This window comes from Erwinia tasmaniensis Et1/99 (genome assembly GCF_000026185.1).
In the GTDB taxonomy this organism is placed as follows: Bacteria; Pseudomonadota; Gammaproteobacteria; order Enterobacterales; family Enterobacteriaceae; genus Erwinia; species Erwinia tasmaniensis.
In genome coordinates, this window is sequence record NC_010694.1 from 1,326,463 (window position 1) to 1,352,735 (window position 26,273).

General features: G+C 52.3%; 20 protein-coding genes and 1 pseudogene. 18 read left to right on the forward strand and 3 right to left on the reverse strand.

Annotated features, from left to right (window positions below):
- Nucleotides 1-144 precede the first annotated feature (144 nt).
- Complete coding sequence (gene ackA / locus ETA_RS07045) at nucleotides 145-1,347, reverse strand: acetate kinase (protein ID WP_012440937.1); 1,203 nt, start codon at nucleotides 1,345-1,347, stop codon at nucleotides 145-147.
- Nucleotides 1,348-1,672: 325 nt separating this feature from the next.
- Between ackA and yfbV the strand changes: the two genes are divergently transcribed.
- From yfbV to ETA_RS07075, 6 genes are all read left to right on the forward strand, one after another.
- Nucleotides 1,673-2,125 carry a terminus macrodomain insulation protein YfbV gene (gene yfbV / locus ETA_RS07050; RefSeq protein ID WP_012440938.1) on the forward strand — a complete coding sequence of 151 codons (453 nt, stop codon included), beginning with the start codon at nucleotides 1,673-1,675 and terminating at the stop codon, nucleotides 2,123-2,125.
- Between the two features lie 83 nt (nucleotides 2,126-2,208).
- Nucleotides 2,209-2,868, forward strand: coding sequence for a sugar phosphatase (locus ETA_RS07055; protein ID WP_012440939.1), 660 nt, complete (start codon nucleotides 2,209-2,211; stop codon nucleotides 2,866-2,868).
- Between the two features lie 289 nt (nucleotides 2,869-3,157).
- A complete protein-coding gene (locus ETA_RS07060) occupies nucleotides 3,158-3,742 on the forward strand; it encodes a hypothetical protein (RefSeq protein ID WP_012440940.1) in 585 nt (194 codons plus the stop codon).
- Nucleotides 3,743-4,365: 623 nt separating this feature from the next.
- On the forward strand, nucleotides 4,366-5,448 hold the full coding sequence (locus ETA_RS20370) for a hypothetical protein (RefSeq protein WP_012440941.1): 1,083 nt from the start codon (nucleotides 4,366-4,368) through the stop codon (nucleotides 5,446-5,448).
- A gap of 9 nt (nucleotides 5,449-5,457) precedes the next feature.
- Nucleotides 5,458-6,918, forward strand: coding sequence for an ADP-ribosyltransferase (locus ETA_RS20375; protein WP_012440942.1), 1,461 nt, complete (start codon nucleotides 5,458-5,460; stop codon nucleotides 6,916-6,918).
- A 212-nt stretch (nucleotides 6,919-7,130) separates the two neighbouring features.
- Complete coding sequence (locus ETA_RS07075) at nucleotides 7,131-9,656, forward strand: ADP-ribosyltransferase (RefSeq protein WP_012440943.1); 2,526 nt, start codon at nucleotides 7,131-7,133, stop codon at nucleotides 9,654-9,656.
- Nucleotides 9,657-9,737: 81 nt separating this feature from the next.
- Here ETA_RS07075 and yfbR read toward each other — a convergent pair whose 3' ends face one another.
- Together yfbR and ETA_RS07085 are read right to left on the reverse strand one after the other, a co-directional pair.
- Complete coding sequence (gene yfbR / locus ETA_RS07080) at nucleotides 9,738-10,334, reverse strand: 5'-deoxynucleotidase (protein WP_012440944.1); 597 nt, start codon at nucleotides 10,332-10,334, stop codon at nucleotides 9,738-9,740.
- A gap of 62 nt (nucleotides 10,335-10,396) precedes the next feature.
- Nucleotides 10,397-11,614, reverse strand: coding sequence for a pyridoxal phosphate-dependent aminotransferase (locus ETA_RS07085; protein ID WP_012440945.1), 1,218 nt, complete (start codon nucleotides 11,612-11,614; stop codon nucleotides 10,397-10,399).
- 1,022 nt (nucleotides 11,615-12,636) lie between these two features.
- On the opposite strand from ETA_RS07085, the gene lrhA reads away from it, so the two are divergent.
- From lrhA to nuoL, 12 genes and pseudogenes are all read left to right on the forward strand, one after another.
- Nucleotides 12,637-13,563: a transcriptional regulator LrhA gene (gene lrhA, locus ETA_RS07090; protein ID WP_012440946.1), complete on the forward strand. Its 927-nt coding sequence runs from the start codon at nucleotides 12,637-12,639 to the stop codon at nucleotides 13,561-13,563.
- 664 nt (nucleotides 13,564-14,227) lie between these two features.
- Nucleotides 14,228-14,665: an NADH-quinone oxidoreductase subunit NuoA gene (gene nuoA, locus ETA_RS07095; protein ID WP_012440947.1), complete on the forward strand. Its 438-nt coding sequence runs from the start codon at nucleotides 14,228-14,230 to the stop codon at nucleotides 14,663-14,665.
- Between the two features lie 17 nt (nucleotides 14,666-14,682).
- Nucleotides 14,683-15,357, forward strand: coding sequence for a NuoB/complex I 20 kDa subunit family protein (locus ETA_RS07100; protein WP_012440948.1), 675 nt, complete (start codon nucleotides 14,683-14,685; stop codon nucleotides 15,355-15,357).
- Nucleotides 15,358-15,461: 104 nt separating this feature from the next.
- Nucleotides 15,462-17,275 (forward strand): annotated as a pseudogene (gene nuoC, locus ETA_RS07105) (NADH-quinone oxidoreductase subunit C/D).
- Nucleotides 17,276-17,277: 2 nt separating this feature from the next.
- Complete coding sequence (gene nuoE, locus ETA_RS07110) at nucleotides 17,278-17,793, forward strand: NADH-quinone oxidoreductase subunit NuoE (protein WP_004158605.1); 516 nt, start codon at nucleotides 17,278-17,280, stop codon at nucleotides 17,791-17,793.
- Entirely contained in the window at nucleotides 17,790-19,130 is a 1,341-nt protein-coding gene (nuoF, locus tag ETA_RS07115) for an NADH-quinone oxidoreductase subunit NuoF (RefSeq protein WP_012440950.1), read from the forward strand. Before nuoE ends, nuoF begins: the two co-directional genes overlap by 4 nt.
- 50 nt (nucleotides 19,131-19,180) lie before the next feature.
- Entirely contained in the window at nucleotides 19,181-21,907 is a 2,727-nt protein-coding gene (gene nuoG, locus ETA_RS07120) for an NADH-quinone oxidoreductase subunit NuoG (protein ID WP_012440951.1), read from the forward strand.
- Nucleotides 21,904-22,881, forward strand: a complete 978-nt coding sequence (gene nuoH / locus ETA_RS07125; protein ID WP_012440952.1) for an NADH-quinone oxidoreductase subunit NuoH — start codon at nucleotides 21,904-21,906, stop codon at nucleotides 22,879-22,881. The genes nuoG and nuoH overlap by 4 nt, the downstream gene beginning before the upstream one ends.
- A 12-nt stretch (nucleotides 22,882-22,893) precedes the next feature.
- On the forward strand, nucleotides 22,894-23,436 hold the full coding sequence (gene nuoI / locus ETA_RS07130) for an NADH-quinone oxidoreductase subunit NuoI (RefSeq protein WP_004158594.1): 543 nt from the start codon (nucleotides 22,894-22,896) through the stop codon (nucleotides 23,434-23,436).
- 10 nt (nucleotides 23,437-23,446) lie between these two features.
- A complete protein-coding gene (gene nuoJ, locus ETA_RS07135) occupies nucleotides 23,447-23,998 on the forward strand; it encodes an NADH-quinone oxidoreductase subunit J (RefSeq protein WP_012440953.1) in 552 nt (183 codons plus the stop codon).
- A complete protein-coding gene (nuoK, locus tag ETA_RS07140; RefSeq protein WP_012440954.1) occupies nucleotides 23,995-24,297 on the forward strand; it encodes an NADH-quinone oxidoreductase subunit NuoK in 303 nt (100 codons plus the stop codon). The genes nuoJ and nuoK overlap by 4 nt, the downstream gene beginning before the upstream one ends.
- On the forward strand, nucleotides 24,294-26,132 hold the full coding sequence (gene nuoL / locus ETA_RS07145) for an NADH-quinone oxidoreductase subunit L (RefSeq protein ID WP_012440955.1): 1,839 nt from the start codon (nucleotides 24,294-24,296) through the stop codon (nucleotides 26,130-26,132). Before nuoK ends, nuoL begins: the two co-directional genes overlap by 4 nt.
- Nucleotides 26,133-26,273 lie beyond the last annotated feature (141 nt).

Sequence of the window (26,273 nt, forward strand, 5' to 3'; positions counted from 1 at the left end):
GAGTCTTGAGGGCGGAACTGTGCAACGGTGGGTCTCTATCGGGTGAAGCCGTTGCCGATCTCCGCCACGCAAACGCGGTTGACCAGATAAAACGTGGTGTCTGAAACAGGTCCGTCAGTCTGAGCTGACGGACACAAAAGGTCATTATGCGGTCAGGCGGCTGGCGTCCTGGGCGATAACTAACTCTTCATTGGTTGGCAGCACCAGCACCGGGCGGGTGCCTTCTTTGTTGATAAAGCCGGATTTGCCGAAGCGAGCGGCGAGATTACGCTCTGCATCAACCTCGATACCCAGCAGCGCCAGCTTATTCAGCGTCAGTTCACGCACCATTGAGGAGTTTTCGCCGATACCGCCGGTGAAAATAACCGCATCCAGGCGGCCATCCATTTGTGCCGAGTAGGAGCCGATATATTTGGCCAGGCGATGGCAGTAAACATCCATCGCACGTTTAGCATCGGCCTTGCTATCGTAATTATCTTCAACATAGCGGCAGTCGCTGGTAACTTCGGTCAGACCCAGCAGGCCAGACTCTTTGGTCAGCATGTTGTTGATGGCGCCAACGTTCATGCCCAGCGTATCGTGCAGGAAGAAGATAATGGCAGGGTCGAGATCGCCGCTGCGCGTGCCCATGACCAGACCTTCCAGCGGAGTCAGACCCATTGAGGTGTCCACACATTCGCCGTGACGGATGGCCGCAACGGAGCCGCCGTTGCCGAGGTGGCATGTGATGATATTCAGTTCGGACACCGGCTTGTTGAGTGCTTTAGCCGCTTCCTGGGTCACGTAGTAATGGCTGGTGCCGTGGGCGCCATAGCGACGCACGCCGTGTTCTTTGTACAGTTTGTAGGGCAGGGCGTAGAGATAAGACTCTTCAGGCATTGTCTGATGGAAAGCGGTGTCAAAAACGGCGACATTCTTATCTGACAGATGAGGGAAGTTTTTCAGCGCCTCATCGATACCGATCAGGTGCGCCGGATTATGCAGCGGTGCGAAAGAAGAGGCGTCTTTGATGCCCTGGATAACGGACTCGTCAATCACCACCGAATGAGTGAGCTTTTCGCCACCGTGAACGATACGATGACCGATTGCAGCAATTTGTGCCGACAGTTCTGGTTTTTGTGCCAGAATAGTTTTCACCATGAAATTCAGTGCTTCGCTGTGTGCAGCGCCAGCGCCCAGCGCCGCTTCCTGTTTAGCGCCGTCCAGCTTCCATTTGATGCGGGCTTCCGGCAGATGGAAACATTCAGCTAAACCTGACAGATACTCGTCACCGTTAGCGGGATCGATGATGGCGAATTTCAGGGAAGAACTACCGCAGTTCAGAACCAGTACTAACTTACTCGACATGGAAGGTCCTATTTGTTTAAGGTGACGAAATAAAAGTCAATCAGACGATCAGCGTGACGCGTGAAAGCTGCTACATTAATATTGGACATCTGGCTTTTAAAAGCGTTGTTCAAAAGCAAAAAAAATTGGAATTCTGATGGTCTGAATTCTGTTGTTTTATGCGTTTGCACCTTGAGCCATGCAGCATGTCGCGGCTGTCCAGGGTAATAAATGCGCACAGGATAACCAGAGTCACTCGCAAAAACAAAATATTTTGATTTCTTTAAGGTAGAGTTGGTGTATTGCGTCTTTTTTTTAAAAATTATCTTAGAAGTTGAGGTTTGCCATGGCTAATGAATCTGGCTCCGTGGGTTGGTTCAAACTGTTCCAGCACGGACAGCACTATATGAAGACATGGCCCGTCGATAAACGTCTTGCGCCAATGTTTCCTGAAAATAGAGTGTCGCGCGCCACACGCTTCTCAATACGCTTTATGCCGCCAGTGGCTGTCTTTTGCCTGAGCTGGCAAATTGCTCTTGGCGGGCAGCTGGGGCCCGCCGTTGCCACCGCGCTGTTCGCCTGTAGCCTGCCGATGCAGGGACTATGGTGGTTGGGAAAACGTTCGGTGACGCCGCTACCGCCCGCTTTACTGGGCTGGTTCCACGATGTGCGTGAAAAGTTGCAGGCTGCGGGTCAGGCCATTGCGCCCATCGAAGGTAAACCGACCTATCAGTCTCTGGCAGATGTCCTCAGGCGCGCGTTTAAACAGCTGGATAAAACCTTCCTTGACGATCTTTAAGAAAATATGTTGGTCTTGCTCGCTAACGGCGGCCTTACAGCGCACACACTGCGCTTATCATCTATATCAAGAAGGGGGATGGAGTGAAGTGTAAAGGTTTTCTATTTGATCTGGATGGCACCCTGGTCGATTCCCTTGCGGTGGTTGAGCGTGCCTGGACAAGCTGGGGGGAACGCCACGGCATAGCCGCTGACGAGGTATTGGGCTTTATCCACGGCAAGCAGGCCATCACGTCGCTGCGCCACTTTATGGCGGGAGCAACCGCTCAGGAGATCCAGCAGGAGTTTGTGGCGCTGGAAACGTTGGAAGCGGGCGATACCGACGGCATTGTGGCCCTGCCGGGCGCGCTGCGGCTGCTGGCAACGCTGGATGAATTATCCATCCCCTGGGCTATTGTGACCTCCGGTTCGGTGCCGGTTGCCAGCGCCCGGCATGCTGCGGCTGGGTTACCCGCCCCGGCAGCCTTTGTTACCGCAGAACGTGTAGAGCGCGGCAAACCGGAACCCGATGCCTATCTGCTCGGCGCCCAGCTCATTGACCTGGAGCCTGAAGAGTGCGTGGTGGTGGAAGATGCTGCTGCTGGCATTCTCTCCGGGCTGGCCGCAGGTTGCCACGTCATTGCCGTTAATCCGCCGTCGGATGCTGAACGGCTGGATGATGTCGATATGGTGCTCGGCTCGCTGGGGGAACTGATCATTCATAAAAATGCTGATGGCAGCATCGATGTCTATCGCCGACATTAAAACCGCCTGAATCCCGTGTTTGCGCTGGGTGCCGCCCCAGCGCAGATAACAGATTTTTTTCACTCCTTGCGTACTCTTTGTGTCCCGCCCGAACGCGATGACCAATAGCCTTTTAATCCGGCATTATCGGTTTTTCCGCCCGAGGCCGGGCAGTAAACCTCTGACTAAAGTCACCGATTACATAAAACGCCTTTATCTCAATATTGATAACTTATGCCGTTGTTTTACGCAGGGCTTATTGCAATAGTCACGGGTGAAAAATGAACCTTAATATAAGAGGAATTTAATCATGCCAGCACCTGTGTTAGCTTCTGCGCCCGACTTTCCGCATAGCCTATCTTCACCGTCAGCCTCGAATACCCCTGTTCTTAATCGCACTGTTCATCCTGTTACGGTGAGGATTGCCTCCGTTGATAATGCCGCCAGTGATATGGCGATGGTGCCGCATTATCCTGGCGAAATCAGAGAAGACAGATCCATCGCCATCGCAAGGTGGCATCCTGGCAACCCGGTAGTACAAAGAGCGGCTGATGACCCTGGGCCTGACGTCCTTTTACGTGAGGGCGATGAGCTATACAGGATGGCGTTGGATTGGATGAATTCTCTTATTGAGAAAATGCCGAGACTGGTCGACGTTTGTGTGGTGATGGCTTCTTTTTTAGTATTTAGCTACGGGCTCATCTGCATATACGCAATGAACCGGGAAAGGATTTATACTGACCGTGAATTGTTTGGAGAGGATATCTCTGTGCGCGAGCAGCTAACGCACTGGGTAGACGAGATGGATCTTATTATGGATGCCAGCGGCCAGAAACCTCTTTCATCTGATACGCGAGTGGCGACGAGAAATAAGCCGTACTGGAAACATGAATAACTCCCGGTAAGAAAGTCGCCCCGGAATAGCGGGGAAAAAAGATAAAAATTTTTTTTAAACCGTGTGCGGATTGGAACGGTTCACTACGTTCATGATGATGAATCCTGTAAATATATAAGGCTGAAACTAAAGGTCGTTATGACATAATATCTTTTTAGTAAGAAAAGTCTCTTTTAATAGAGGTCATTTTAAATTATACCTCCTGCCTTTAAAATGTAAAGAAAGCCATCAAAAAAAATTATTCTGAATGATCATGGTGGCTAGCTTGTCTCAATTATTTCATTCTCGTCTTATGTAGTATAAGTTAGATTGGTTATATATACTCAAGACCTTCCGGGTTTAATTATAAACACACGGTTTTTTATTCCGCAATGCCCGATCTGTTTAATTCTTGCTTCATTTTGAATAAAAATTAATTATTTGCCTTCGCCGAAACTTATAAAAATAGGAATGTGCTCGATATAAATCGATTGGTCGAAAAGAAAATGCAATTCTTAAGATAATCTTACTTTTCACAAAACGCTCCCAATGATCCTTTATATAAATATTTCTGTTGAATTAAGCGACATATACTGAAAAAGTGTTGCAGGGATATCTGATTTTTATGCAAAAGGATTTTACAAATGCGATATAAAATTTCTGAATCAACGAGTCACCCCACCGTACCTTCGATGAACAGGGTTTCAGATTGTTCTCACAACAGAAAAATTGCGCAATCGCGCCGTCATGGATTTTCAGCTCATGTCTTTTCCGTATCAAGATCAACGAATGAAATGCCCGCGTTTCCAGGGAGAGGACACCGCTGGCACCCGCTGCGCCAACAGGGGCTAAATCGACCGGGAAGAAGTTTGTCACGCAGGCCGCCAGAGACACCGACTGAAGTTGATGCACAGCTTAAGGAAGTTGGCGAGAAAGCAGGTGAGCTGCAACGGTTGGCTGATGACCCCTCTCAGGCCACTCGGAAAGCGCAAAGCGAACTGATCCCGGTTTTTAAACTCCGGGGTAAGTCCGGCCTGCTGACGGGTGTCGCGCTGGTGACCCTGGGGATGGGGGCATTTGTCTGCAGCCGTTATCCGTTTGGTGCAGAAAGTAAGGGGCGTCCTTCTGCCCGGCTGAAGCAACTTCTTTTTGCATCGCCTGTGGGTGCTGATACGACCGTTATGCAGACGGAGCCTTTGCCTGTCGCTGCCGGAATATGGGCAGCCAAAACTGCCAACGTCAGTGACGTCACTCAGTCTAGTGATGTTAAGGTTGAAAAGCTCGATTCCTCGTGTCTGATGCAAAGAGAAACTCTGTCGCTGGCGGATATTTTCCGACAGATAGGCAACACAATGATGAACCCGGTTGCAGAGTTAGCCAAAGAGTCTCAGGTCATTGACTATTACCACAGTCTGGGGCGCTGCCCTGATGATGAAGACATAAAATTCCTGTCGGAAGTCACGGGTAAAGTGGATCGGATAGTCAGTGCCCTGATATCTCTGAGCCCTGAAATGACACCGTTCGTGATTATACAACGGGTGGGCGGTGCGTTATTCAGGATGTTGGCTGACCAGATGGGAGGGAAGCCTGTTGATTTTTCTGACGTCCAGACCGTCAACGATCAGGCCATGATGATGGCAAAAATGATTACTGACTTTTCACCTAAGGATGAAAATGGTCAACTTAGTGATAGTGAATCTTTATTACCTGAAAATACTTATCTTTAAAACGGTAATGTGATAGCCTGGATTGATAGCAATAAATATACAATAACAAAAAAGCAGGGGGGATTTATTGCACGCGGAAATAATCGCGAATTCCCGGTTAGCTATTCATCTAAAGAAAAGTCCTGGTATCTGGTGAAGGGTGAGAGCGAATTGGCATCTCTGCCATTACCTCCATTACAAGAGTCAAATAAAATCATCGACCTTTATTCCGACGGGGTTGATTTTGAAATAGCCGACGCTTTACGAGATGTTAAGCCACTTGCTCCTGATATCTTCAGTAAATCACACCCAAACTTTAAGGGGATCTACCGATGCGTTAAGCAGAAAAAAAGAGCAGCAATGCAAGCTGTAAAGCTGAATGGTCATTTCTATCGTGTATATTCAGGGACTGCAAAAAACAGAGTGGCTATTTATGATAAACCAGAATTAGAAATCGTTTTGTACGACGGAACCTGGTATCTTGCCACTAACGATAAAAAAAACGAGATAACATCTGTTCCCTGTAGGACAAAAAGATCGCCTTCTTCATCATGCATGAGCTATTCACAGGACCTGGAAAAAATTCTTGCGGCTAACCACGATATCGGCTTAAGCCCATTAGAATTTAGCTGGCTCAGAAGTGATAAGACCAATCCTGCCATTTTGATATCGATAAAAAATAAAAAATACATACAGCATGGTGGTGTGATTTTTAAAGTTAAAGTGGTGCCCGCGATATCTTCCGGCCTGACGGGTAGTAAAGAAATACGTATATATGGTAAGAAAGAAATGGGTTGGATGAAAAAGAAAACCGATTTCTATATTACCAGCGGATACTATAGTGAGTCCAAAGGAAATAGCTTCTTATATAGTCGGGTTGAAAGTGTTATGGAAATTCTCTGTTTACCCAGGCCTATTGCAGAAGCCTGGCAACAGGTGAAGGATTTCGAACGCAGGAAAGGCCAAATTACGCCGGAAGAGTATGCCAGCATTCGTGCATATGGTGGAGTCAGTTATCGTGACATTAATGATTTTATTTATAATGGCAGGTTGAATGATTATACTGATACTGAGCTTACCGCTATTACTATTTCCCATATAAAGAATATTAGAGGATTATTAAAAAAACTGCCCAGTATCGATGGCGTGGTTTACAGAGGTAGCCAGATTAACCTGTCGGGGTTAAAAGCATTTTCGACGCTTAAAGCGGAAGACGTCATTTCAAGCCGGAAGTTTATCTCTGCATCTCTAGACCAGAACATTGCAAATATTTTCGCCGCCGGCCCAAACGCGGTAAGATATCGAATTCACGTAAAAAAGGCTGCTCATCCTATATTAACCTATACGGGGAAGCTGAGAGAAGCCGAAGTGCTGATTGAAGACAATACTGTATTCAGGTGTGTTTACGTTCATGGAAAGGATGTGGTGTTAGAAGAAATCGTTAATCCCTCTGTATATGACATGAGAAAATTGAAAAACTTCTACATCTAAATAAATTTATAATTTTCATGAAGTGAGTTCGTTGCCCGTCAATGAATGGGTGAAGCCAGGTTTATTCATTATTGTGATGGGGGTGATTTATAGTTTTTTGTGATTAATTAAAGAGAAGAACGTCTGCGTTAAAGGTAGGGAAATACCTTTGACAGTTTTTCCCGTCGTTGAGATTTTAGTTAACTAAGGTTTTCTATAAAAGGAATTAAATAATGCCATTTATTACGTCTGAAACCCCATCTTCTCCCCCCCTATCCCCACTTATGGTTTCCCATGAAAATGATAATCATCCCGAATATTACCGGCGAGGCGTGGCATCGAGTATCCGTTCTGCCTCCCGTTCTGCGGTTGAAATGACGGTTCCCCCCGATTCTCCTTTCAGGCATTTTTGGCCGTATGTTTCCAGCGGCCCAGGCGGCTGGCGAGACGGCAGCAAATCAAATACAACTGCCACAGATGAGGATGAGCTTAACGAGATACACGTAAAAGGGGGCGGGTTGCAGCGGATGGCTGAAGAGTACAGCCCTATACGGCGGCAGCCGGATGCGCTTTCCGCCCCTGTTTTTACGCTGAGAGGAAAAACAGGAGCGGTCTGTGGAGCGGTGCTGGTCACGGCAGGTGTAGGAGCATTCTGCTACGGGCGAGGGCTAATGGGTTCAGCTGAAACAGAGATCTCTGTGGCTAACCAGCATATAAATCTTCACGCTAATACAGCGCGTTCTATCAATGCAGCTCTACCCTCGGAGATGTTACCCGTGGCGGCCGCGATGTGGGCACCCGGCGTGGTCACAACCACTGAAAAATTCCAGGCTGATGACGTGAAGCGCGTGAAACTCGACTTTTCGTGTCTGGAGAAAAGACAATTTCTGAACCTTCCATCGGTCTTAAGACAAATAGGCAATACGTTATCAAATCCTGTTGAAATGTTAGCGCAGGAATCGCTGGTTATTGACTACTACAATAAGCTGGGGCGTTGCCCGGGAGATTCAGATATTGAGAAAATCTCAGCGATAACAGAAAAAGTCGATCAGACAGTCAGCGCATTGCTTTCTTTTATACCGGAGATGACCCCGCTAATCATGATACAAAGAATAGGAGGAAAGTTATTCAAGATGCTGGCTGATGGTCTGGACGAACGGCCCCTCAATCAGCAGGATATTATCGACTTGAATAATCAGGTTCTGATGATGGCAAAGCTGATTGCTGACTTTTCCCCTAAAGATGAGAATCATCGGATTATTGGCAATAAAGCTGCTCTGCCAGAGGGGACTACGCTAAAAAATAACCACCTGCATATCTCTTTGAATAGTGATCAATATCGCTTAACTCATCATGACGAAGGGTATGTTGCTATCAAAGATGATATGAAAATCAGGGTAACCTATTCAAATAAAGATAAGCAATGGGTATCTTTCGAAGAAAAAAATGCCGTGCAAAGCCCTGATACGGGGCTGCCGGAAAAACCATTGAAAAGCATTATTTCCAGCCGGGATATCGTCGATCTTGAGTTAACAGCCGTATTGAACTCGGTGCCACATCTTGATGCTAAAATGTTTTTTCGCTTAAAGCCAAATGGAAACGGGATTTATCGGTGTCCAACCCCTAATAAAAATCATGCTTTGCGCGCGGTGAAAATAAATGAAAAATTCTACCGCGTGCGTAAAGGGTCTGTGCAACGATTTCTGGTGCTTGATGCCCAACCTGATAAAGAAGTATTTTTCTACCACGGGAAGTATCACCTGGCTAACAGGATGAAAAGCGCTGATGTAGCCTACACATCCTGCCGTTTAAAAAGAGCACCTGCTTTACCCTGCATGTCATTATCGGCGGATATCAGTAAAATATTTAAAGATAACCATGATGCCAGCTTCAATCCGGCAAGCGTGGGCGAACTGAGTCCTGATGAAAAGTATCCTGCTATGCTGGTCTCTTCCAGGGGGAAGAGATATATCAGGCACAATAATATTCTTCTCAAAGCCAAAATCATTGAGAGCCGTGGCTCAAACGCTGAAGTTCGACTTTTTGGTGAGAAAAAGAGGGGTTTTCTCAATAGAAAAAAAGAATTTTATATTGGTAGTGGGTACTTTAGCTTAGAAAAGGGTAATGGGTTCCTGACCAGCAAAATTGAAAATACGATGGAGGTTTTCAAATTTTCCAGGTCATCGGCAGAAGTTTATCATTTACTACAGGATTTCGACGACCGTGTCGGAGGGATAACATCAGATGAATATCAAAGTATTCGCACATATGGGGGGGCCAGCTATCTAACCATTAATGGATTTCTGTTAAGGGATATGCCGAAGGAATATATCAGCCCCCGTATAAGAGAAACGGTGTTTCGCCATGTTACGAATATCAGAAAAATGTTGAAGAAACTGCCGGTTGTCCGTGGCGTGGTTTATCGAGGATGCGTACTCAATGCCCAAGGGATGAAGGCGTTCATGGAACTCAGGCCCGGTGATATTATTTCAAGTAAAAAGTTTATCTCTGCCTCTACCGAGCAGCGGGTTGCCAGGAATTTTGCTGCCACGTCGAGCGGCGTGCATTATAAAATTCTCGTCGAAAAGGCGGCACACCCGGTGATGCTCTATACGGGTAAGCTGATTGAGGCAGAAATATTGATTGAAGATGGTACCGTTTTCAGATGTAAAGCGATTAACGGCAGGGATGTTCAGCTGGAGGAAGTGGTGGAACCCACTGATGATGAAAAGGCCAGAATGAAATATCTTTTTATCTAGCCTGCGCCGCTCTCCATTATTACACCCAGTCTGGCAATCTCACCCCTAAACTTTCACCGGACCTTCGCCCTGACTGGCGGATCACAGCGACTCCTGACTGATTTCATCCAGCGACAGGCTGAAGCTGGGAACGAACACCTCCATAAAATAATCCATCTCCTGACTGCGGCGTTGTGCCAGGGTTTTCTCCAGGCGCGCTTTTGCCGTCAGAAACTCATTATTACCGGCAGACAGCTCCTCCAGACATTTCAGATAGGCACAAAGTGCATCGGCCTGTTTGACAATGGCCGTCTCCGCTTCGCTGTGCTGATGTTCATCAATCAGGGGCGCGTAGGCGGAGCGGAGCTCTTCGGGCAGCATCTCTATCAGCTTGTGCTGCGCAATCTTTTCAATTTTCTTGTACTCATGGGCAATCTGCGCATTGTAATACTTTACCGGAGTGGGCAGATCGCCGGTAAGCACCTCGCTGGCATCATGGTAAACCGCCATCAGCGCAATGCGTTCTGGATTGAGGTTGCCGGCGAAACGGGCATTTTTAATCAGCGCCAGCGCATGGGCAACCATAGCGACCTGCAGACTGTGTTCGGAAACGTTTTCCGTGCGCACATTACGCATCAGCGGCCAGCGGTTTATCAGTTTCAGACGGGAGAGATGAGCAAAGAAGTGGCTGTGGATCATGGTGGATTTTCCCTTACAGCATAAAACGAGGGGCGGCATGAACCGCACCCTGAAGAAAAGGCCTATAGCTGACGATAACCGCCGAGGAACCGGCCAAATTTGGCGATGGCCATTTCCAGTTCATCAACGCGGGGCAGGGTAACGATACGCACATGATCCGGCCACGGCCAGTTAAACGCGCTGCCCTGAACCAGCAAGACTTTTTCCTGCAGCAGGAAATCCAACACCATTTTCTGATCGTCATGGATGTTGAATTTTTTACTGTCGATTTTAGGGAACATATACAGTGCGCCATCCGGCTTCACGCAGCTGACGCCCGGGATTTCGTTAATCAACTCCCATGCGCGGTTACGCTGTTCAAACAGTCTGCCACCGGGCTGGATAAATTCACTGATGCTCTGATAACCGCCCAGCGCCGTCTGGATGGCATGCTGTGCCGGTACGTTAGCGCACAAACGCATTGAGGCCAGCATCTCCAGTCCTTCAATATAGCCTTTAGCGTGCTTCTTGGGACCGTTCAGCACCATCCAGCCCTGACGGAAACCCGCCACGCGATAGGTTTTCGACAAACCGTTGAAGGTGATGGTGAGCAGATCTGGTGCCAGTGCGGCGATCGAGTGGTGTTGAGCGGCGTCGTACAGGATCTTGTCGTAGATCTCATCAGCGAAAATGATCAGATTATGCTGGCGCGCCAGTTCAACAACTTCCAACAAGAGCGCTTTGCTGTAGACGGCGCCGGTTGGGTTGTTCGGGTTGATAATTACTATCCCACGCGTACGCGGGGTGATTTTGCTGCGTATATCGTCCAGGTCAGGGAACCAGCCGGCGGACTCATCGCACAGATAGTGCACCGCGTTGCCACCGGATAGCGAAACGGCCGCTGTCCACAGCGGGTAATCTGGGGCCGGTACCAGCATTTCATCGCCGCTGTTGAGCAATGCCTGCATGGATTGCACGATCAGCTCAGATACTCCGTTACCGATATAGATATCTTCCACTGTGACATCGCGCATGCCCCTGGCCTGATAGTGCTGCATGATCGCTTTACGTGCTGAATACAGCCCTTTTGAATCGCAGTATCCCTGCGCACTCGGCAGATTACGGATCACATCAACCAAAATTTCATCAGGTGCTTCAAATCCAAACGGGGCTGGATTACCGATATTCAGCTTGAGTACCTTGTTGCCTTCTTCTTCGAGGCGTTTAGCTTCTTTTAACACCGGACCGCGAATGTCGTAACACACATTGTCCAGTTTGTCGGATTTATCAATTGGGGTCATTTCTGTCGCCTTGACTGGCGGAACCGCGTTCCTGCCGTGGAAAACTTAACATGGCACAATGTACTCCTCTCCTTACTGGTTTTGAAGGGCAGCCGATGGCTTTAGGGAGTTTAAAGAGATTTTTTTCTTCTGCCGGTAACGGGAGAATTTGAGTGTGAACATTTCATATCATTATGCTGTAAGTTCTGGTTGATGAAATATTTTTAACCGTTCAGGGGTATTGTCGTACATCGTGCCAGCGATGAAGGCGGACAAGTCGAGCGGACTGCGGAAATGATTAATTATCTATGTATTAATGAAAATTGAAACTGTCAAGAATAGCTTAATAATTAGTGCATTTTACGAGCCTTGTGGGCATAAGGGTGACATGGGGGAAGCCCGATCATCGCCTGACGGCTACTGCTGATAATTGCGATGAAATGTGACTTACAGTTGGTTTTTGAGATGCTAAGGACCGCATAGCACGCGATAGCCGCTAAAATCTTACTTTAGTGAAAAGAATAATCAGGTTTAGGCTTAAAAAGTGAACGGCAGTATGTCAGGATAATGTTCAAAGTACTTGGCATCTGATGCACAAGACTCTGAAGGAATAAAAAGAAGTTTTTTATTCCATGTATTGATAAGTAATTCTTAACATTTGCGCTGCAACCCAGCGTGTTGGCAATTTAATTTTCAATGGTTGTTTTAGACTAACTGCACGGCAACTCATCTTCCCTTGAGCTTTGCCAGTGTTAATTAACTATAACGACGCGGCTTCCTGCAACTTATGGGTTTGTGCGGCATGCATGCGTGATGTATCAGATGAAAGAATCTTTCCGCGGCAATCTGTCCGGCGTGAGCCGAGTAGAATTGACCAGAGTAAAGAAGACTTATTTGTCTGCGAGTCAGGCCATGCAACGGTTTTTTTTTGATTGCTAAACACTTTAACCATTATGCAATTGTTACAAGTTTACCTCATTGATAAACAGGGTAATAACACCAGGGTAGTTGTTTGTAAAAACTTATAAAAGTGAAGATATAACATGACTAGTACAAATCGTCCGATACTCAATCTTGACCTTGACCTGCTAAGAACGTTTGTTGCCGTTGCCGATCTGAACACATTTGCCGCTGCCGCGGCAGCGGTGTGCAGAACGCAGTCGGCAGTCAGTCAGCAAATGCAACGCCTTGAACAGTTGGTAGGCAAAGAGCTGTTCGCCAGACATGGGCGTAATAAGTTGTTGACTGAACACGGTATCCAGCTGCTTGGCTACGCCAGAAAGATCCTTCGCTTCAATGATGAAGCCTGTACCTCACTGATGTACAGTAATATTCAGGGGGTTCTGTCCATTGGCGCCTCCGATGATACTTCAGACACCATCTTACCCTTTATGCTGAACCGGGTGACCTCGCTTTATCCTAAGCTTGCCATTGATGTTCGCGTTAAACGTAACCCGTTCATGATGGAAATGCTCAATCAGGGCGAGGTCGATCTGGTGGTCACCACCTCCAGCCCGATGAATTTCACCTGGCAGGTGCTGCGCACGTCACCCACTCTGTGGTACTGCGCGGCAGATTATATGTTCCAGAGTGGAGAAGCGATCCCCTTAGTCCTGTTGGATGAGCCAAGCCCCTATCGCGATCTGGCAATAGACCATCTTAATCAGGCCGGGATCCCGTGGCGCATTTCATATGTCGCATCCACGCTTGCTGCGGTGCGTGCTGCGGTTAAGGCTGGTCTGGGGGTGACCGCTCGTCCGGTAGAGATGATGAGTCCTGAGCTGCGGGTGATGGGAGCTGCCGAAGGGCTGCCAATGTTGCCAGATACCGAATACCTGTTGTGTCGTAATCCGGATAGCACTAACGAGTTGGCGCTGACGATTTTCAATGCGATGGCGTCCGGTAACGATCCGTATCACCTGAGCGCGGGTCTTCAGGATGCTTCGACATTAGAGGACGAAGAAGGTTAATTTTTTAAACTTATTGATTATCCTTCTGATTAAAAGTTAATTTTCCTTTTTTTTATCTTAAAAAAGCCCTTTGTTCATGATTTTGACGGAAGGGCTTTTTTTTATTGGTGAATCGTCTGGCTTTTTTCTCCCTTCGTGGTCCTTAATTTTTCTTCTGGCCTGCCGTGCTTTACCCCGAACTGAAAAAAAATTCTTATAACCTGCCGTATTTGCCTTTCAGCCAAAAGGTTTTATGCCTGTCAAAAACTGCCTATTTTTTTATCACAAAACCTTAAACTGTGTGCTGGATCAAAAAAATACCCCCTCAAAGGGGAAGGAAAAAAAGATGATTCCTGCCAAAATAGGCTGGGATAAATACCGACACTCCGCAGGGTTTTGCTCGCTACGCTCGTCAATGCATGATGTGACTGACTCGATTTAGCTCGCTAAATGCGCATCATGTGTTAATTTAATGTTCTTAATGTAAAATAATGTGCTTATTGTTTTGTCAAAGTTGACAAAAGGTGAGGTAAAGGAGTAAAAACCACATAAAACCACTGGCTTATTGCTGAAACCAGTGCAAATTGTATGGTTTTTACATTGTTCCCTTGAATCGACGTGGTGTGTGAGCTGCCGTTTATTAGAGCAGGACGCGTAACGCCACTTTTGGTGAGTAAGTCAGAGTATGTCAACAACCACAGAAGTCGTCGCCCATCACTGGGCATTTGCTGTTTTCCTGATCGTCTCAATAGGTCTCTGCTGCCTGATGTTGGCGGGAGCATGGTTTTTAGGCGGAAAAGCACGCGGAAGGCATACAAATACACCTTTTGAATCCGGTATTGCTTCCGTTGGCACTGCGAAACTGCGTCTGTCCGCCAAGTTCTATCTGGTCGCCATGTTCTTCGTCATCTTCGACGTTGAAGCGCTCTATCTCTATGCCTGGTCGACCGCCATCCGGGAAAGCGGCTGGGTTGGCTTTGTCGAAGCCGCTATTTTCATTTTGGTCCTGCTTGCTGGTCTGTTTTATCTGGTTCGCATTGGCGCGCTGGATTGGGCTCCTGCCCGTCGTCAGTTCGACGTCAAACCAACCACCATCTCGCACGCCAACCGTCAGAAGCCGTAACAGCGAGGCAAAAACACATGGACTATACGCTCACCCGCATAGACCCGAACGGTGAGAATGACCGTTATCCCCTGCAAAAGCAGGAGATCGTCACCGACCCCCTGGAAAAGCACGTTTATCAAAATGTCTATATGGGCAAGTTAGAACACGCCCTGCACGATATGGTGAACTGGGGGCGTAAGAACTCTCTCTGGCCGTTTAACTTCGGTCTTTCCTGCTGCTATGTCGAAATGACTACCTCGTTTACGGCGGTGCACGACGTGGCGCGATTCGGTTCGGAAGTGATTCGAGCTTCGCCGCGTCAGGCTGACTTTATGGTGGTAGCCGGAACCTGTTTCACCAAAATGGCCCCGGTCGTGCAGCGCCTGTACGACCAGATGCTGGAGCCGAAATGGGTCATTTCGATGGGCGCCTGCGCCAACTCCGGCGGCATGTACGACATCTACTCAGTGGTGCAGGGCGTTGATAAATTCCTGCCTGTTGACGTCTATATCCCTGGCTGCCCACCGCGTCCTGAAGCCTATATGCAGGCTCTGTTGCTGCTACAAGAGTCAATCGGTAAAGAGCGGCGTCCATTATCGTGGGTGGTCAACGATCAGGGTGTCTATCGCGCCAATATGCAGTCCGAGCGCGACAGGAAAAACGCAGAGCGTATTGCCGTCACCAATCTGCGTACCCCAGACGAAATTTAACCCAGCAGTTTATGGGTGCGGTCAGAAAAAGCGTAATAAAAACACAACGTAAGATGCGCTGACCCCCTTGACGCCAACACTGAGCGCCTGTCAGTCAGGCCAGAATGGTGAACAACTTATGACAGATTTAACCGCGCAAGAGCTCGCTCAGCCTTCATGGCAAACCCGTGATCACCAGGATGATCCTGTGATCGGCGAGCTGCGTAATCGTTTTGGGCCTGATGCCTTTACCGTGCAAGCAACCCGTACCGGCGTGCCGGTAGTCTGGGTAAAACGTGAGCAGCTGCTTGAGATAGTCGAGTTCCTGCGCAAGCTGCCAAAACCCTATGTGATGCTGTATGACCTGCATGGCATGGACGAGCGCCTGCGTACCCACCGTGCCGGATTACCGGCTGCGGATTTTTCCGTTTTCTACCACTTCATCTCCATTGAGCGCAACCGCGATATCATGCTCAAGGTGGCGTTGTCAGAAAACGATTTGCATGTCCCGACCCTGACGAAAATTTTCCCCAACGCCAACTGGTACGAGCGCGAAACCTGGGAGATGTTTGGTATTGATGTTGTCGGCCACCCGCACCTGACGCGCATCATGATGCCGCAGACCTGGGAGGGGCACCCGTTACGCAAGGACTACCCGGCGCGCGCCACCGAATTCGATCCTTTCGAGCTGACGAAGCAGAAAGAAGATCTGGAAATGGAATCCCTGACCTTCAAGCCGGAAGACTGGGGCATGAAGCGCTCTACCGCCAATGAGGACTTTATGTTCCTCAACCTCGGCCCGAACCATCCGTCCGCGCACGGGGCCTTCCGCATTATCCTGCAGCTGGACGGCGAAGAGATCGTCGACTGCGTGCCGGATATCGGTTACCACCACCGTGGTGCCGAAAAGATGGGAGAGCGCCAGTCCTGGCACAGCTATATCCCCTACACCGACCGTATCGAATACCTCGGCGGCTGCGTTAACGAAATGCCGTACGTGCTGGCGGTAGAAAAACTGGCCGGAATTAAAGTGCCGGAGCGCGTGGAAGTGATCCGCGTGATGCTATCAGAGCTGTTCCGTATCAACAGCCACCTGCTGTACATCTCGACGTTTATTCAGGATGTCGGTGCCATGTCACCGGTATTCTTTGCTTTTACCGACCGCCAGAAAATTTACGATGTGGTGGAAGCCATCACCGGTTTCCGTATGCACCCAGCCTGGTTCCGCATCGGCGGCGTGGCGCACGACCTGCCGAAAGGCTGGGAGCGCCTGCTGCGCGAGTTCCTTGACTGGATGCCAAAACGCCTGAAAGCCTATGAGCAGACCGCGTTGAAAAACTCGGTGCTGATCGGCCGTGCCAAAGGGGTTTCTGCCTACAATATGGAAGAAGCGCTGGCATGGGGTACCACCGGTGCCGGGCTGCGCGCCACCGGCCTCGATTTTGACGTGCGTAAATGGCGTCCTTACTCTGGTTATGAAAACTTCGATTTTGAAATCCCCATCGGAGACGGCGTGAGCTGTGCCTATAGCCGCGTGATGCTGAAGATGGAAGAGATGCGTCAGAGTATGCGCATCCTGGAACAGTGCCTGAACAATATGCCGGCAGGCCCGTTCAAAGCCGATCATCCGCTGACCACGCCGCCGCCTAAAGAGCGCACGCTGCAGCATATCGAAACCCTGATCACCCACTTCCTTCAGGTTTCTTGGGGCCCGGTCATGCCGGCCAATGAATCCTTCCAGATGATTGAGGCGACCAAAGGGATCAACAGCTACTACCTGACCAGTGACGGCAGCACCATGAGCTACCGCACGCGCGTACGTACGCCGAGCTTCCCGCACCTACAGCAGATCCCTTCGGTGATCAACGGCAGCCTGGTATCCGACCTGATCGTGTACCTCGGTAGTATCGATTTTGTTATGTCAGACGTGGACCGCTAATTATGCACGATCAAAGAATTGCGATCGAAACGATCGATGAATCCGGTGCTTTTGTGCTGAGTGCGGCAGAACGTGACGCCATCGAGCATGAAAAGCACCACTATGAAGACGCGCGCGCCGCCTCGATTGAAGCGCTGAAAATCGTACAGAAGCAGCGTGGCTGGGTGCCGGACGGCGCGATTGATGCAATCGCCGAGGTGCTTGCTATTCCAGCCAGCGATGTGGAAGGGGTGGCAACATTCTATAGCCAGATCTTCCGCACGCCGGTAGGTCGCCATGTGATCCGCTACTGCGATAGCGTGGTGTGCCATATCACCGGCTATCAGGGGATTCAGGCCGCGCTGGAAGCGAATCTCAACATCAAGCCGGGACAGACCACGGCGGATGGACGCTTTACGCTGCTGCCAACCTGCTGCCTCGGTAACTGCGACAAGGGGCCGACGATGATGGTGGATGAAGATACCCATGTCCACCTGACGCCGGAAAATATCGCCAACTTACTGGAGCAGTATCAATGAGACAGATTGTGCGTACTGCCGAAATGCATCCGCTCACCTGGCGCATGCGCGAAGATAAACAACCGGTATTTCTTGAAGAATACCGCAGTAAGAACGGCTATGCCGGGGCGGAGAAAGCGCTGAAAACCCTGGCGCCTGATGAGATCGTTAGCCTGGTAAAAGACTCTGGCCTGAAGGGGCGCGGCGGTGCCGGTTTCTCCACCGGCCTGAAGTGGAGCCTGATGCCGAAAGACGAGTCAATGAACATCCGTTACCTGCTGTGTAACGCCGATGAGATGGAGCCGGGCACTTACAAAGACCGCCTGCTGATGGAGCAGATGCCGCACCAGCTGGTAGAAGGCATGCTGATCAGCGCCTTCGCCCTGAAGGCCTACCGTGGCTATATCTTCCTGCGCGGTGAATATATTGAGGCCGCCGTTAATCTGCGCCGGGCAATTGCCGAAGCCACCGAAGCGGGTTTGCTGGGTAAAAATATTCTCGGCACCGGCTTTGATTTCGAGCTGATAGTGCACACCGGCGCGGGCCGCTATATCTGCGGTGAAGAAACCGCGCTGATTAACTCGCTGGAAGGGCGTCGCGCCAACCCGCGCTCCAAACCGCCATTCCCGGCTTCCGCCGGCGTCTGGGGCAAGCCGACCTGCGTCAACAATGTTGAAACTCTGTCCAACGTGCCCGCTATCCTCGCCAACGGCGTTGACTGGTACAAGGGCATTTCCAACAGCGATGACGCCGGCACCAAGATGATGGGCTTCTCCGGCCGGGTAAAAAACCCGGGCGTTTGGGAGCTGCCGTTTGGCACCACCGCACGCGAAATCCTCGAAGAGTATGCCGGCGGCATGCGTGACGGGCTGAAGTTCAAGGCGTGGCAGCCGGGCGGGGCGGGGACTGACTTCCTCACCGAGCAGCACCTTGACCTGCCGATGGAGTTTGCCAGCATCGGTAAAGCCGGTAGCCGTCTGGGCACGGCGCTGGCGATGGCGGTAGACCACGAAATCAATATGGTGTCGCTGGTGCGCAACCTGGAAGAGTTCTTTTCCCGTGAATCCTGCGGCTGGTGTACGCCATGCCGCGACGGCCTGCCGTGGAGCGTGAAAATTCTGCGCGCGCTGGAACGCAAAGAGGGGCAGCCGGGGGATATCGAAACCCTGCTGCAACTTTGTCGCCAGCTTGGGCCGGGCAAGACCTTCTGCGCGCATGCGCCTGGAGCAGTAGAGCCACTGCAAAGCGCCATTAAATACTTCCGCGAAGAGTTTGAAGCGGGTATGGCACCCCAGGTATACAGCAACGCACACGCGATTAGCGGCATCCAGCCCAACCTGTTAAAGGCACGCTGGTAAGCAAAGTTTAACGCTCGTGCCAGCACGAGCCTTATGGAAGCATGTTCACTATGGCTACAATCCATGTAGACGGTAAAGAATATGATGTTGACGGCGCAGACAACCTGTTACAGGCCTGTCTCTCCCTCGGCCTCGATATTCCTTATTTCTGCTGGCATCCGGCGCTCGGTAGCGTCGGTGCCTGCCGCCAGTGTGCGGTAAAGCAATTTCAAAATGCCGAAGATACCCGTGGCCGCCTGGTCATGTCCTGCATGACCCCGGCATCTGACGGCACCTTTATTTCAATCGATGACGGTGAAGCGAAAGAGTTCCGCGAAAGCGTGGTGGAGTGGCTGATGACCAACCATCCGCACGACTGCCCGGTGTGCGAAGAGGGCGGCAACTGTCATCTGCAGGATATGACGGTGATGACCGGGCACAGCTTCCGCCGTTACCGTTTCACCAAGCGTACCCACCGCAATCAGGATCTGGGGCCGTTCATATCGCATGAGATGAACCGCTGTATCGCCTGTTACCGCTGCGTGCGTTACTACAAAGATTATGCCGATGGCACCGATCTCGGCGTCTACGGTGCTCATGATAACGTCTATTTTGGCCGTACCGAAGATGGCGTGTTGGAAAGCGAGTTCTCGGGCAACTTGGTAGAAATCTGCCCGACCGGCGTATTCACCGATAAAACCCACTCCGAACGCTATAACCGTAAGTGGGATATGCAGTTTGCCCCCAGCATCTGCCAGCAGTGCAGCATCGGCTGTAATACCAGCCCGGGCGAGCGCTATGGCGAACTGCGCCGCATAGAAAACCGCTATAACGGTACGGTTAACCACTACTTCCTCTGTGACCGTGGCCGCTTTGGCTATGGCTACGTGAATCTCAAAGATCGTCCACGTCAGCCGATGCAGCGCCGCGGTGACGACTGGATCGCGCTGAACGCCGACCAGGCGATGCAGGGTGCGGCGGACGTGCTGCGCCAGGCGAAGAAGGTGATCGGCATCGGCTCACCGCGCGCCAGCGTGGAGAGCAACTTTGCCCTGCGTGAGCTGGTGGGCGCGGAAAACTTCTCCACCGGTATCGCGGCAGGCGAGCAGGCACGGCTGGAGCTGATGCTTCAGGTGCTGCGTGACGGCGGTATTCATACGCCGGCGCTGCGCGAAATCGAAAGCTATGATGCGGTGCTGGTGCTGGGTGAAGATCTGACCCAGACCGGCGCTCGCGTGGCGCTCTCGGTGCGTCAGGCGGTAAAAGGCAAGGCGCGTGAGATGGCGGCGGCACAGAAGGTGGCCGACTGGCAGATCGCGGCGATCCTCAATATTGGCCAGAACGCCAAGTATCCGCTGTTTGTCACCAACGTTGATGAAACCCGGCTCGATGATATCGCCGCCTGGAGCTACCGCGCGCCGGTGGAAGACCAGGCGCGTCTTGGTTTTGCCATCGCCCATCAGCTGGACGCCAGCGCACCGGCGGTCAGTGACCTTGATAAAGCGCTGGCGGGTAAAATTGACGTCATCGTGCAGGCGCTGGCCGGGGCGAGAAAACCGCTGATTATTTCCGGCACCCATGCCGGCAGCGAGGCGATGATCCAGGCGGCGGCTAACGTGGCTAAGGCGCTGAAGGGACGCGGAGCCGATGTGGGGATCACCCTGCTGGCCGCCGCCACCAACAGCATCGGCCTGGGGCTGATCGGTGGGCATTCTCTGGATACGGCGCTGGCCGAACTGACCAGCGGTGCGGCCGATGCAGCGATAATCCTGGAAAACGATCTCTATCGTCATCTGCCAAAAGCCACCGTCGATGCCGCGCTGAGCAACACGCAAAACGTGATTGTGCTCGACCATCAGCGTACCGCGACCACGGAAAAAGCCGGCCTGATCCTCTCCAGCGCCAGCTTTGCCGAAAGCGACGGTACGGTGGTCAGCCAGGAAGGTCGCGCCCAGCGCTTCTTCCAGGTTTACGATCCGGCCTACTACGACGAAAAAGTCCAGATGCTGGAAAGCTGGCGCTGGCTGCACTCCTTGCAGAGCACCATTAACAGCCGCGAAGTGGACTGGAGCCAGCTCGACCATGTGATTGATGCCTGCATCGTGGCCCTGCCACAGCTGGCGGGGATCAAACAGGCCGCGCCGGATGCCAGCTTCCGCATTCGTGGTCAGAAGCTGTCACGCTCCCCGCACCGCTCCAGCGGGCGCACGGCGATGCGCGCCAATATCAGCGTGCACGAGCCGCGCCAGCCGCAGGACAAAGACAGCATGTTTGCCTTCTCAATGGAAGGGAACAACCAGCCGGATGCCGCGCGTTCTCAGATCCCGTTTGCCTGGGCGCCAGGCTGGAACTCACCGCAGGCATGGAACAAGTTCCAGGCCGAAGTGGGCGGCCAGCTGCGCAACGGCGATCCCGGTGTACGCCTGATCGAAGCAGGCATGCCGCAGCTGGGCTGGTTTGAACATATTCCCGCTGCATTTGCGGGAGCGGGTAACAGCTGGCGCGTGGCGCCGTATTTCCACCTGTTTGGCAGTGAAGAAATGACCCAGCGCGCTCCGGTTATCCAGCAGCGTATGCCGGAGGCTTACGTGATGGTGAACCCGGAAGATGCGGCAAAGCTCGGCGTTAACGCGGGCGCGACCCTGGCGTTCAGCTGCCGGGGCGAAAATCTGCGTCTGCCGGTGCGCTTCTCGAGCGCGCTGCAGGCAGGGCAGGTGGGCTTACCGCTCGGTCTGCCGGGTGTCCCACCGTTCCTGTCCGGGGCAAATGTTGACAATCTGCAGGAGGCTGCGCAATGAGCTGGCTGACACCGGAAGTTATCGACGTCATTATCGCCGTGGTTAAAGCCTTAGTGATCCTGTTCGTCGTCGTCGGCTGCGGCGCGTTTATGAGCTTCGGCGAGCGTCGTCTGCTCGGCCTGTTCCAGAACCGCTACGGGCCGAACCGCGTGGGCTGGGGCGGCTCACTACAGCTGGTCGCCGACATGATCAAAATGTTCTTTAAAGAGGACTGGATCCCGCCGTTTACCGACCGCGTTATCTTTACCCTGGCACCGATGATCGCCTTTACCTCGCTGCTGCTGGCGATGGCTATCGTGCCGGTCACCTCCACCTGGATGGGCGCTGACCTGAATATCGGCCTGCTGTTCTTCCTGATGATGGCGGGGCTGGCGGTGTACGCGGTGCTGTTCGCAGGCTGGTCGAGCAACAACAAGTACTCGCTGCTGGGCGCGATGCGCGCCTCGGCGCAGACCCTGAGCTACGAAGTGTTCCTCGGCCTGTCGCTGATGGGCGTGGTGGCACAGGCCGGCTCGTTCAATATGGTCGATATTGTTAACAGCCAGGCGCATCTGTGGAACGTGATCCCGCAGTTCTTAGGCTTCCTCACCTTCTGCATTGCCGGGGTGGCCGTATGTCACCGCCACCCGTTTGATCAGCCGGAAGCCGAGCAGGAGCTGGCCGATGGTTACCACATTGAGTACGCCGGGATGAAGTTTGGCCTGTTCTTTGTCGGTGAATACGTTGGCATCGTTACGGTTTCTGCGCTGATCGTCACGCTGTTCTTCGGCGGCTGGCAGGGGCCGTGGCTGCCGCCGGTTATCTGGTTCGCGCTGAAAACAGCCTTCTTTATGATGATGTTTATTCTGATCCGTGCCGCGTTACCACGCCCGCGCTATGACCAGGTGATGTCGTTCGGCTGGAAAGTTTGTCTGCCGTTGACGCTGCTGAACCTGCTGGCGACCGCCGCAGTGATTCTGTACACGGCGCAGTAAGGGGTTAAGAACATGACATTAAAAGACATTGTCGTTGGATTCGGTACCACGGTACGCAGTATCTGGCTGATAGGTATGAACGCCTTCGCCAAACGCGAAACCCTGATGTACCCGGAAGAGCCGGTTTATCTGCCGCCGCGTTACCGTGGGCGCATTGTGCTGACGCGTGACCCGGACGGCCAGGAGCGCTGCGTGGCCTGTAACCTGTGCGCCGTGGCCTGCCCGGTTGGCTGCATCTCCTTGCAGAAGGCCGAGACCGCCGACGGGCGCTGGTATCCGGAGTTCTTCCGCATTAACTTCTCGCGCTGCATTTTCTGTGGTCTGTGTGAAGAGGCTTGCCCGACCACTGCGATTCAGCTTACCCCGGACTTTGAGCTGGGTGAGTTTAAGCGTCAGGATCTGGTGTATGAAAAAGAAAACCTGCTGATTTCCGGCCCGGGCAAGTACCCGGAATACAATTTTTATCGGATGGCGGGTATGGCGATCGACGGCAAAGACAAAGGCGACGCTGAAAACGAAGCCAAACCCATCGACGTCAAGGGCTTGTTACCTTAAGGAGCCAGGCATGGAATTTGCGTTTTATCTTTGCGGACTGGTCGCGGTGCTGGCGACATTGCGCGTTATCACTCATACCAACCCGGTGCACGCGTTGCTGTACCTGATTATCTCGTTGCTGGCGGTGTCCGGCGTGTTCTTCTCGCTCGGCGCTTACTTTGCCGGTGCGCTGGAAATCATCGTCTATGCCGGTGCCATCATGGTGCTGTTCGTCTTCGTAGTGATGATGCTGAACCTCGGCGGTGCCGAAGTGCAGCAGGAGAAAGACTGGCTGAAACCGGGCATGTGGATCGGCCCTGGGCTGCTGTCACTGCTGCTGCTGGTCACCCTCGTCTACGCCATTCTGTCGGTCAACGATCAGGGCATTGACGGCACCATGATTGACGGCAAACAGGTCGGTATCAGTCTGTTTGGCCCTTATGTCCTGGCGGTTGAGCTGGCCTCCATGCTGCTGCTGGCGGGGCTGGTGGTGGCGTTCCACGTCGGACGCGAACAGCGCGCGGGTGAAGTGCTGGCTAATCGTCCAGCGGACGCGGCGAAAAGTAAGGAGGAGCGGGCATGATCCCTTTGCAGCATGGACTTATTCTGGCGGCCATCCTGTTTGTTCTTGGACTGACAGGCGTGACTATTCGCCGCAATCTGCTGTTTATGTTGATTGGTCTGGAAATCATGATTAACGCCGCCGCGCTGGCGTTCGTGGTGGCGGGCAGCTACTGGGGGCAGGCCGACGGTCAGGTGATGTTTATCCTTGCTATCAGCCTCGCCGCGGCAGAGGCCAGTATTGGCCTGGCGCTGCTGTTGCAGCTGCATCGCCGTAGTCAGAACCTCAACATTGATAAAGTGAGCGAGATGCGCGGATGAACCTTCTCTATTTAACCATTCTGTTTCCGCTGATCGGCTTTTTACTGCTAGCATTTTCGCGCGGTCGCTGGTCAGAAAATCTGTCTGCCGCCGTCGGTATGGGTTCCGTGGGGCTGGCGGCGCTGGTTACCGCGTATGTCGGCCTCGACTTCTTCCACAACGGGCAGCAGGTGTTTAACCAGGCGCTGTGGACCTGGATGCACGTAGGCAACTTCAGGATCGACGTCAATCTGACGCTGGACGGCCTGTCGCTGACCATGCTGTCGGTGGTAACCGGCGTAGGCTTCCTGATCCATATGTTCGCCTCCTGGTATATGCGCGGCGAGGAGGGCTATTCACGCTTCTTCGCCTATACCAACCTGTTTATTGCCAGCATGGTGGTTCTGGTGCTGGCCGATAACCTGATGCTGATGTACCTCGGCTGGGAAGGCGTGGGCCTCTGCTCTTATCTGCTGATCGGCTTCTACTATACCCACCCGGCCAACGGCGCGGCGGCGATGAAGGCCTTTATCATCACCCGCGTGGGTGACGTGTTTCTCGCACTGGCGTTGTTTATTCTCTACAACGAGCTGGGGACGCTGAACTTCCGCGAAATGATGGCGCTGGCTCCGGCACACTTTGCCGCCGATAATCATATGTTGCAGTGGGCTACCCTGATGCTGTTGGGCGGTGCGGTCGGTAAATCTGCCCAGCTGCCGTTGCAGACCTGGCTGGCCGATGCGATGGCGGGCCCCACACCGGTGTCCGCATTGATCCACGCCGCAACCATGGTGACCGCCGGTGTTTATCTGATTGCCCGCACCCACGGCCTGTTCCTGATGACGCCGGAAGTGCTGCATCTGGTGGGGATTGTCGGCGCGGTGACGCTGGTGCTGGCCGGCTTTGCCGCGCTGGTGCAAACCGATATCAAGCGCGTGCTGGCTTACTCCACCATGAGCCAGATAGGCTATATGTTCCTGGCGCTTGGCGTGCAGGCGTGGGATGCGGCGATCTTCCACCTGATGACCCATGCCTTCTTCAAGGCGCTGCTGTTCCTCTCCTCCGGTTCGGTGATCCTCGCCTGCCACCACGAGCAGAACATCTTCAAAATGGGCGGTCTGCGTAAGAGTATCCCGCTGGTGTATGTCTGCTTCCTGGTCGGCGGCGCGGCGCTGTCGGCGCTGCCGCTGATCACCGCAGGCTTCTTCAGTAAGGATGAGATCCTTGCCGGAGCGCTGGCCAACGGCCATCTGAATCTGATGATGGCCGGGCTGGCAGGGGCGTTTATGACCTCCCTGTATACCTTCCGCATGATCTTTATTGCTTTCCATGGCAAAGAACAAATCCATGCGCATGCAGGGAAGGGCATTACCCATCATCTGCCGCTGCTGGTGCTGTTAATTCTCTCGACCTTTATCGGTGCCATGATCGTGCCACCGCTGCGTGGCGTACTGCCGGAGACCAGCGAACTGGCGCACGGCAGCGTGCTGACGCTGGAGATTGCCTCTGGCGTGGTGGCGATTGTCGGCATTCTGCTGGCCGCCGCGCTGTGGCTGGGCAAACGCACGCTGGTTACCGCTATTGCCAACAGCGCGCCGGGGCGTTTCTTCTCCACCTGGTGGTTTGCCGCATGGGGCTTCGACTGGCTGTACGACAAAATTTTCGTCAAGCCTTACCTCTTTGTGGCCCGACTGCTGTCGCGCGATCCGTTGAATTCCCTGATGAATATCCCGGCTCTGTTAGCACGCGCGGGTAACAAAGGGCTGGCGTTCAGCGAAAACGGCTATCTGCGCTGGTATCTCGCCTCAATGAGCATCGGCGCCGTGGTGGTGCTGGCGCTGCTGATGGTGATGTAAAGGTGAGTGAGTGGGGTGGCATATTGCCGCCGCCCCGGAAAGAAAAAAATCGAAAATTTCTCCTGAATGATGGGCGTTATCGGCGAAGGGAGTTTGTTTACCGCCAGCGCGCAGCAAGCGGAGCATACTTAAGTATGTGAG

Coding starts and splice junctions, on each gene's coding strand:
- ackA (WP_012440937.1), bottom strand. CDS start 1,347: ATGTCGAGTAAGTTAGTACTGGTTCTGAACTGCGGTAGTTCTTCCCTG.
- yfbV (WP_012440938.1), top strand. CDS start 1,673: ATGGCTAATGAATCTGGCTCCGTGGGTTGGTTCAAACTGTTCCAGCAC.
- ETA_RS07060 (WP_012440940.1), top strand. CDS start 3,158: ATGCCAGCACCTGTGTTAGCTTCTGCGCCCGACTTTCCGCATAGCCTA.
- ETA_RS20370 (WP_012440941.1), top strand. CDS start 4,366: ATGCGATATAAAATTTCTGAATCAACGAGTCACCCCACCGTACCTTCG.
- ETA_RS07075 (WP_012440943.1), top strand. CDS start 7,131: ATGCCATTTATTACGTCTGAAACCCCATCTTCTCCCCCCCTATCCCCA.
- yfbR (WP_012440944.1), bottom strand. CDS start 10,334: ATGATCCACAGCCACTTCTTTGCTCATCTCTCCCGTCTGAAACTGATA.
- ETA_RS07085 (WP_012440945.1), bottom strand. CDS start 11,614: ATGACCCCAATTGATAAATCCGACAAACTGGACAATGTGTGTTACGAC.
- lrhA (WP_012440946.1), top strand. CDS start 12,637: ATGACTAGTACAAATCGTCCGATACTCAATCTTGACCTTGACCTGCTA.
- nuoA (WP_012440947.1), top strand. CDS start 14,228: ATGTCAACAACCACAGAAGTCGTCGCCCATCACTGGGCATTTGCTGTT.
- ETA_RS07100 (WP_012440948.1), top strand. CDS start 14,683: ATGGACTATACGCTCACCCGCATAGACCCGAACGGTGAGAATGACCGT.
- nuoE (WP_004158605.1), top strand. CDS start 17,278: ATGCACGATCAAAGAATTGCGATCGAAACGATCGATGAATCCGGTGCT.
- nuoF (WP_012440950.1), top strand. CDS start 17,790: ATGAGACAGATTGTGCGTACTGCCGAAATGCATCCGCTCACCTGGCGC.
- nuoG (WP_012440951.1), top strand. CDS start 19,181: ATGGCTACAATCCATGTAGACGGTAAAGAATATGATGTTGACGGCGCA.
- nuoH (WP_012440952.1), top strand. CDS start 21,904: ATGAGCTGGCTGACACCGGAAGTTATCGACGTCATTATCGCCGTGGTT.
- nuoI (WP_004158594.1), top strand. CDS start 22,894: ATGACATTAAAAGACATTGTCGTTGGATTCGGTACCACGGTACGCAGT.
- nuoJ (WP_012440953.1), top strand. CDS start 23,447: ATGGAATTTGCGTTTTATCTTTGCGGACTGGTCGCGGTGCTGGCGACA.
- nuoK (WP_012440954.1), top strand. CDS start 23,995: ATGATCCCTTTGCAGCATGGACTTATTCTGGCGGCCATCCTGTTTGTT.
- nuoL (WP_012440955.1), top strand. CDS start 24,294: ATGAACCTTCTCTATTTAACCATTCTGTTTCCGCTGATCGGCTTTTTA.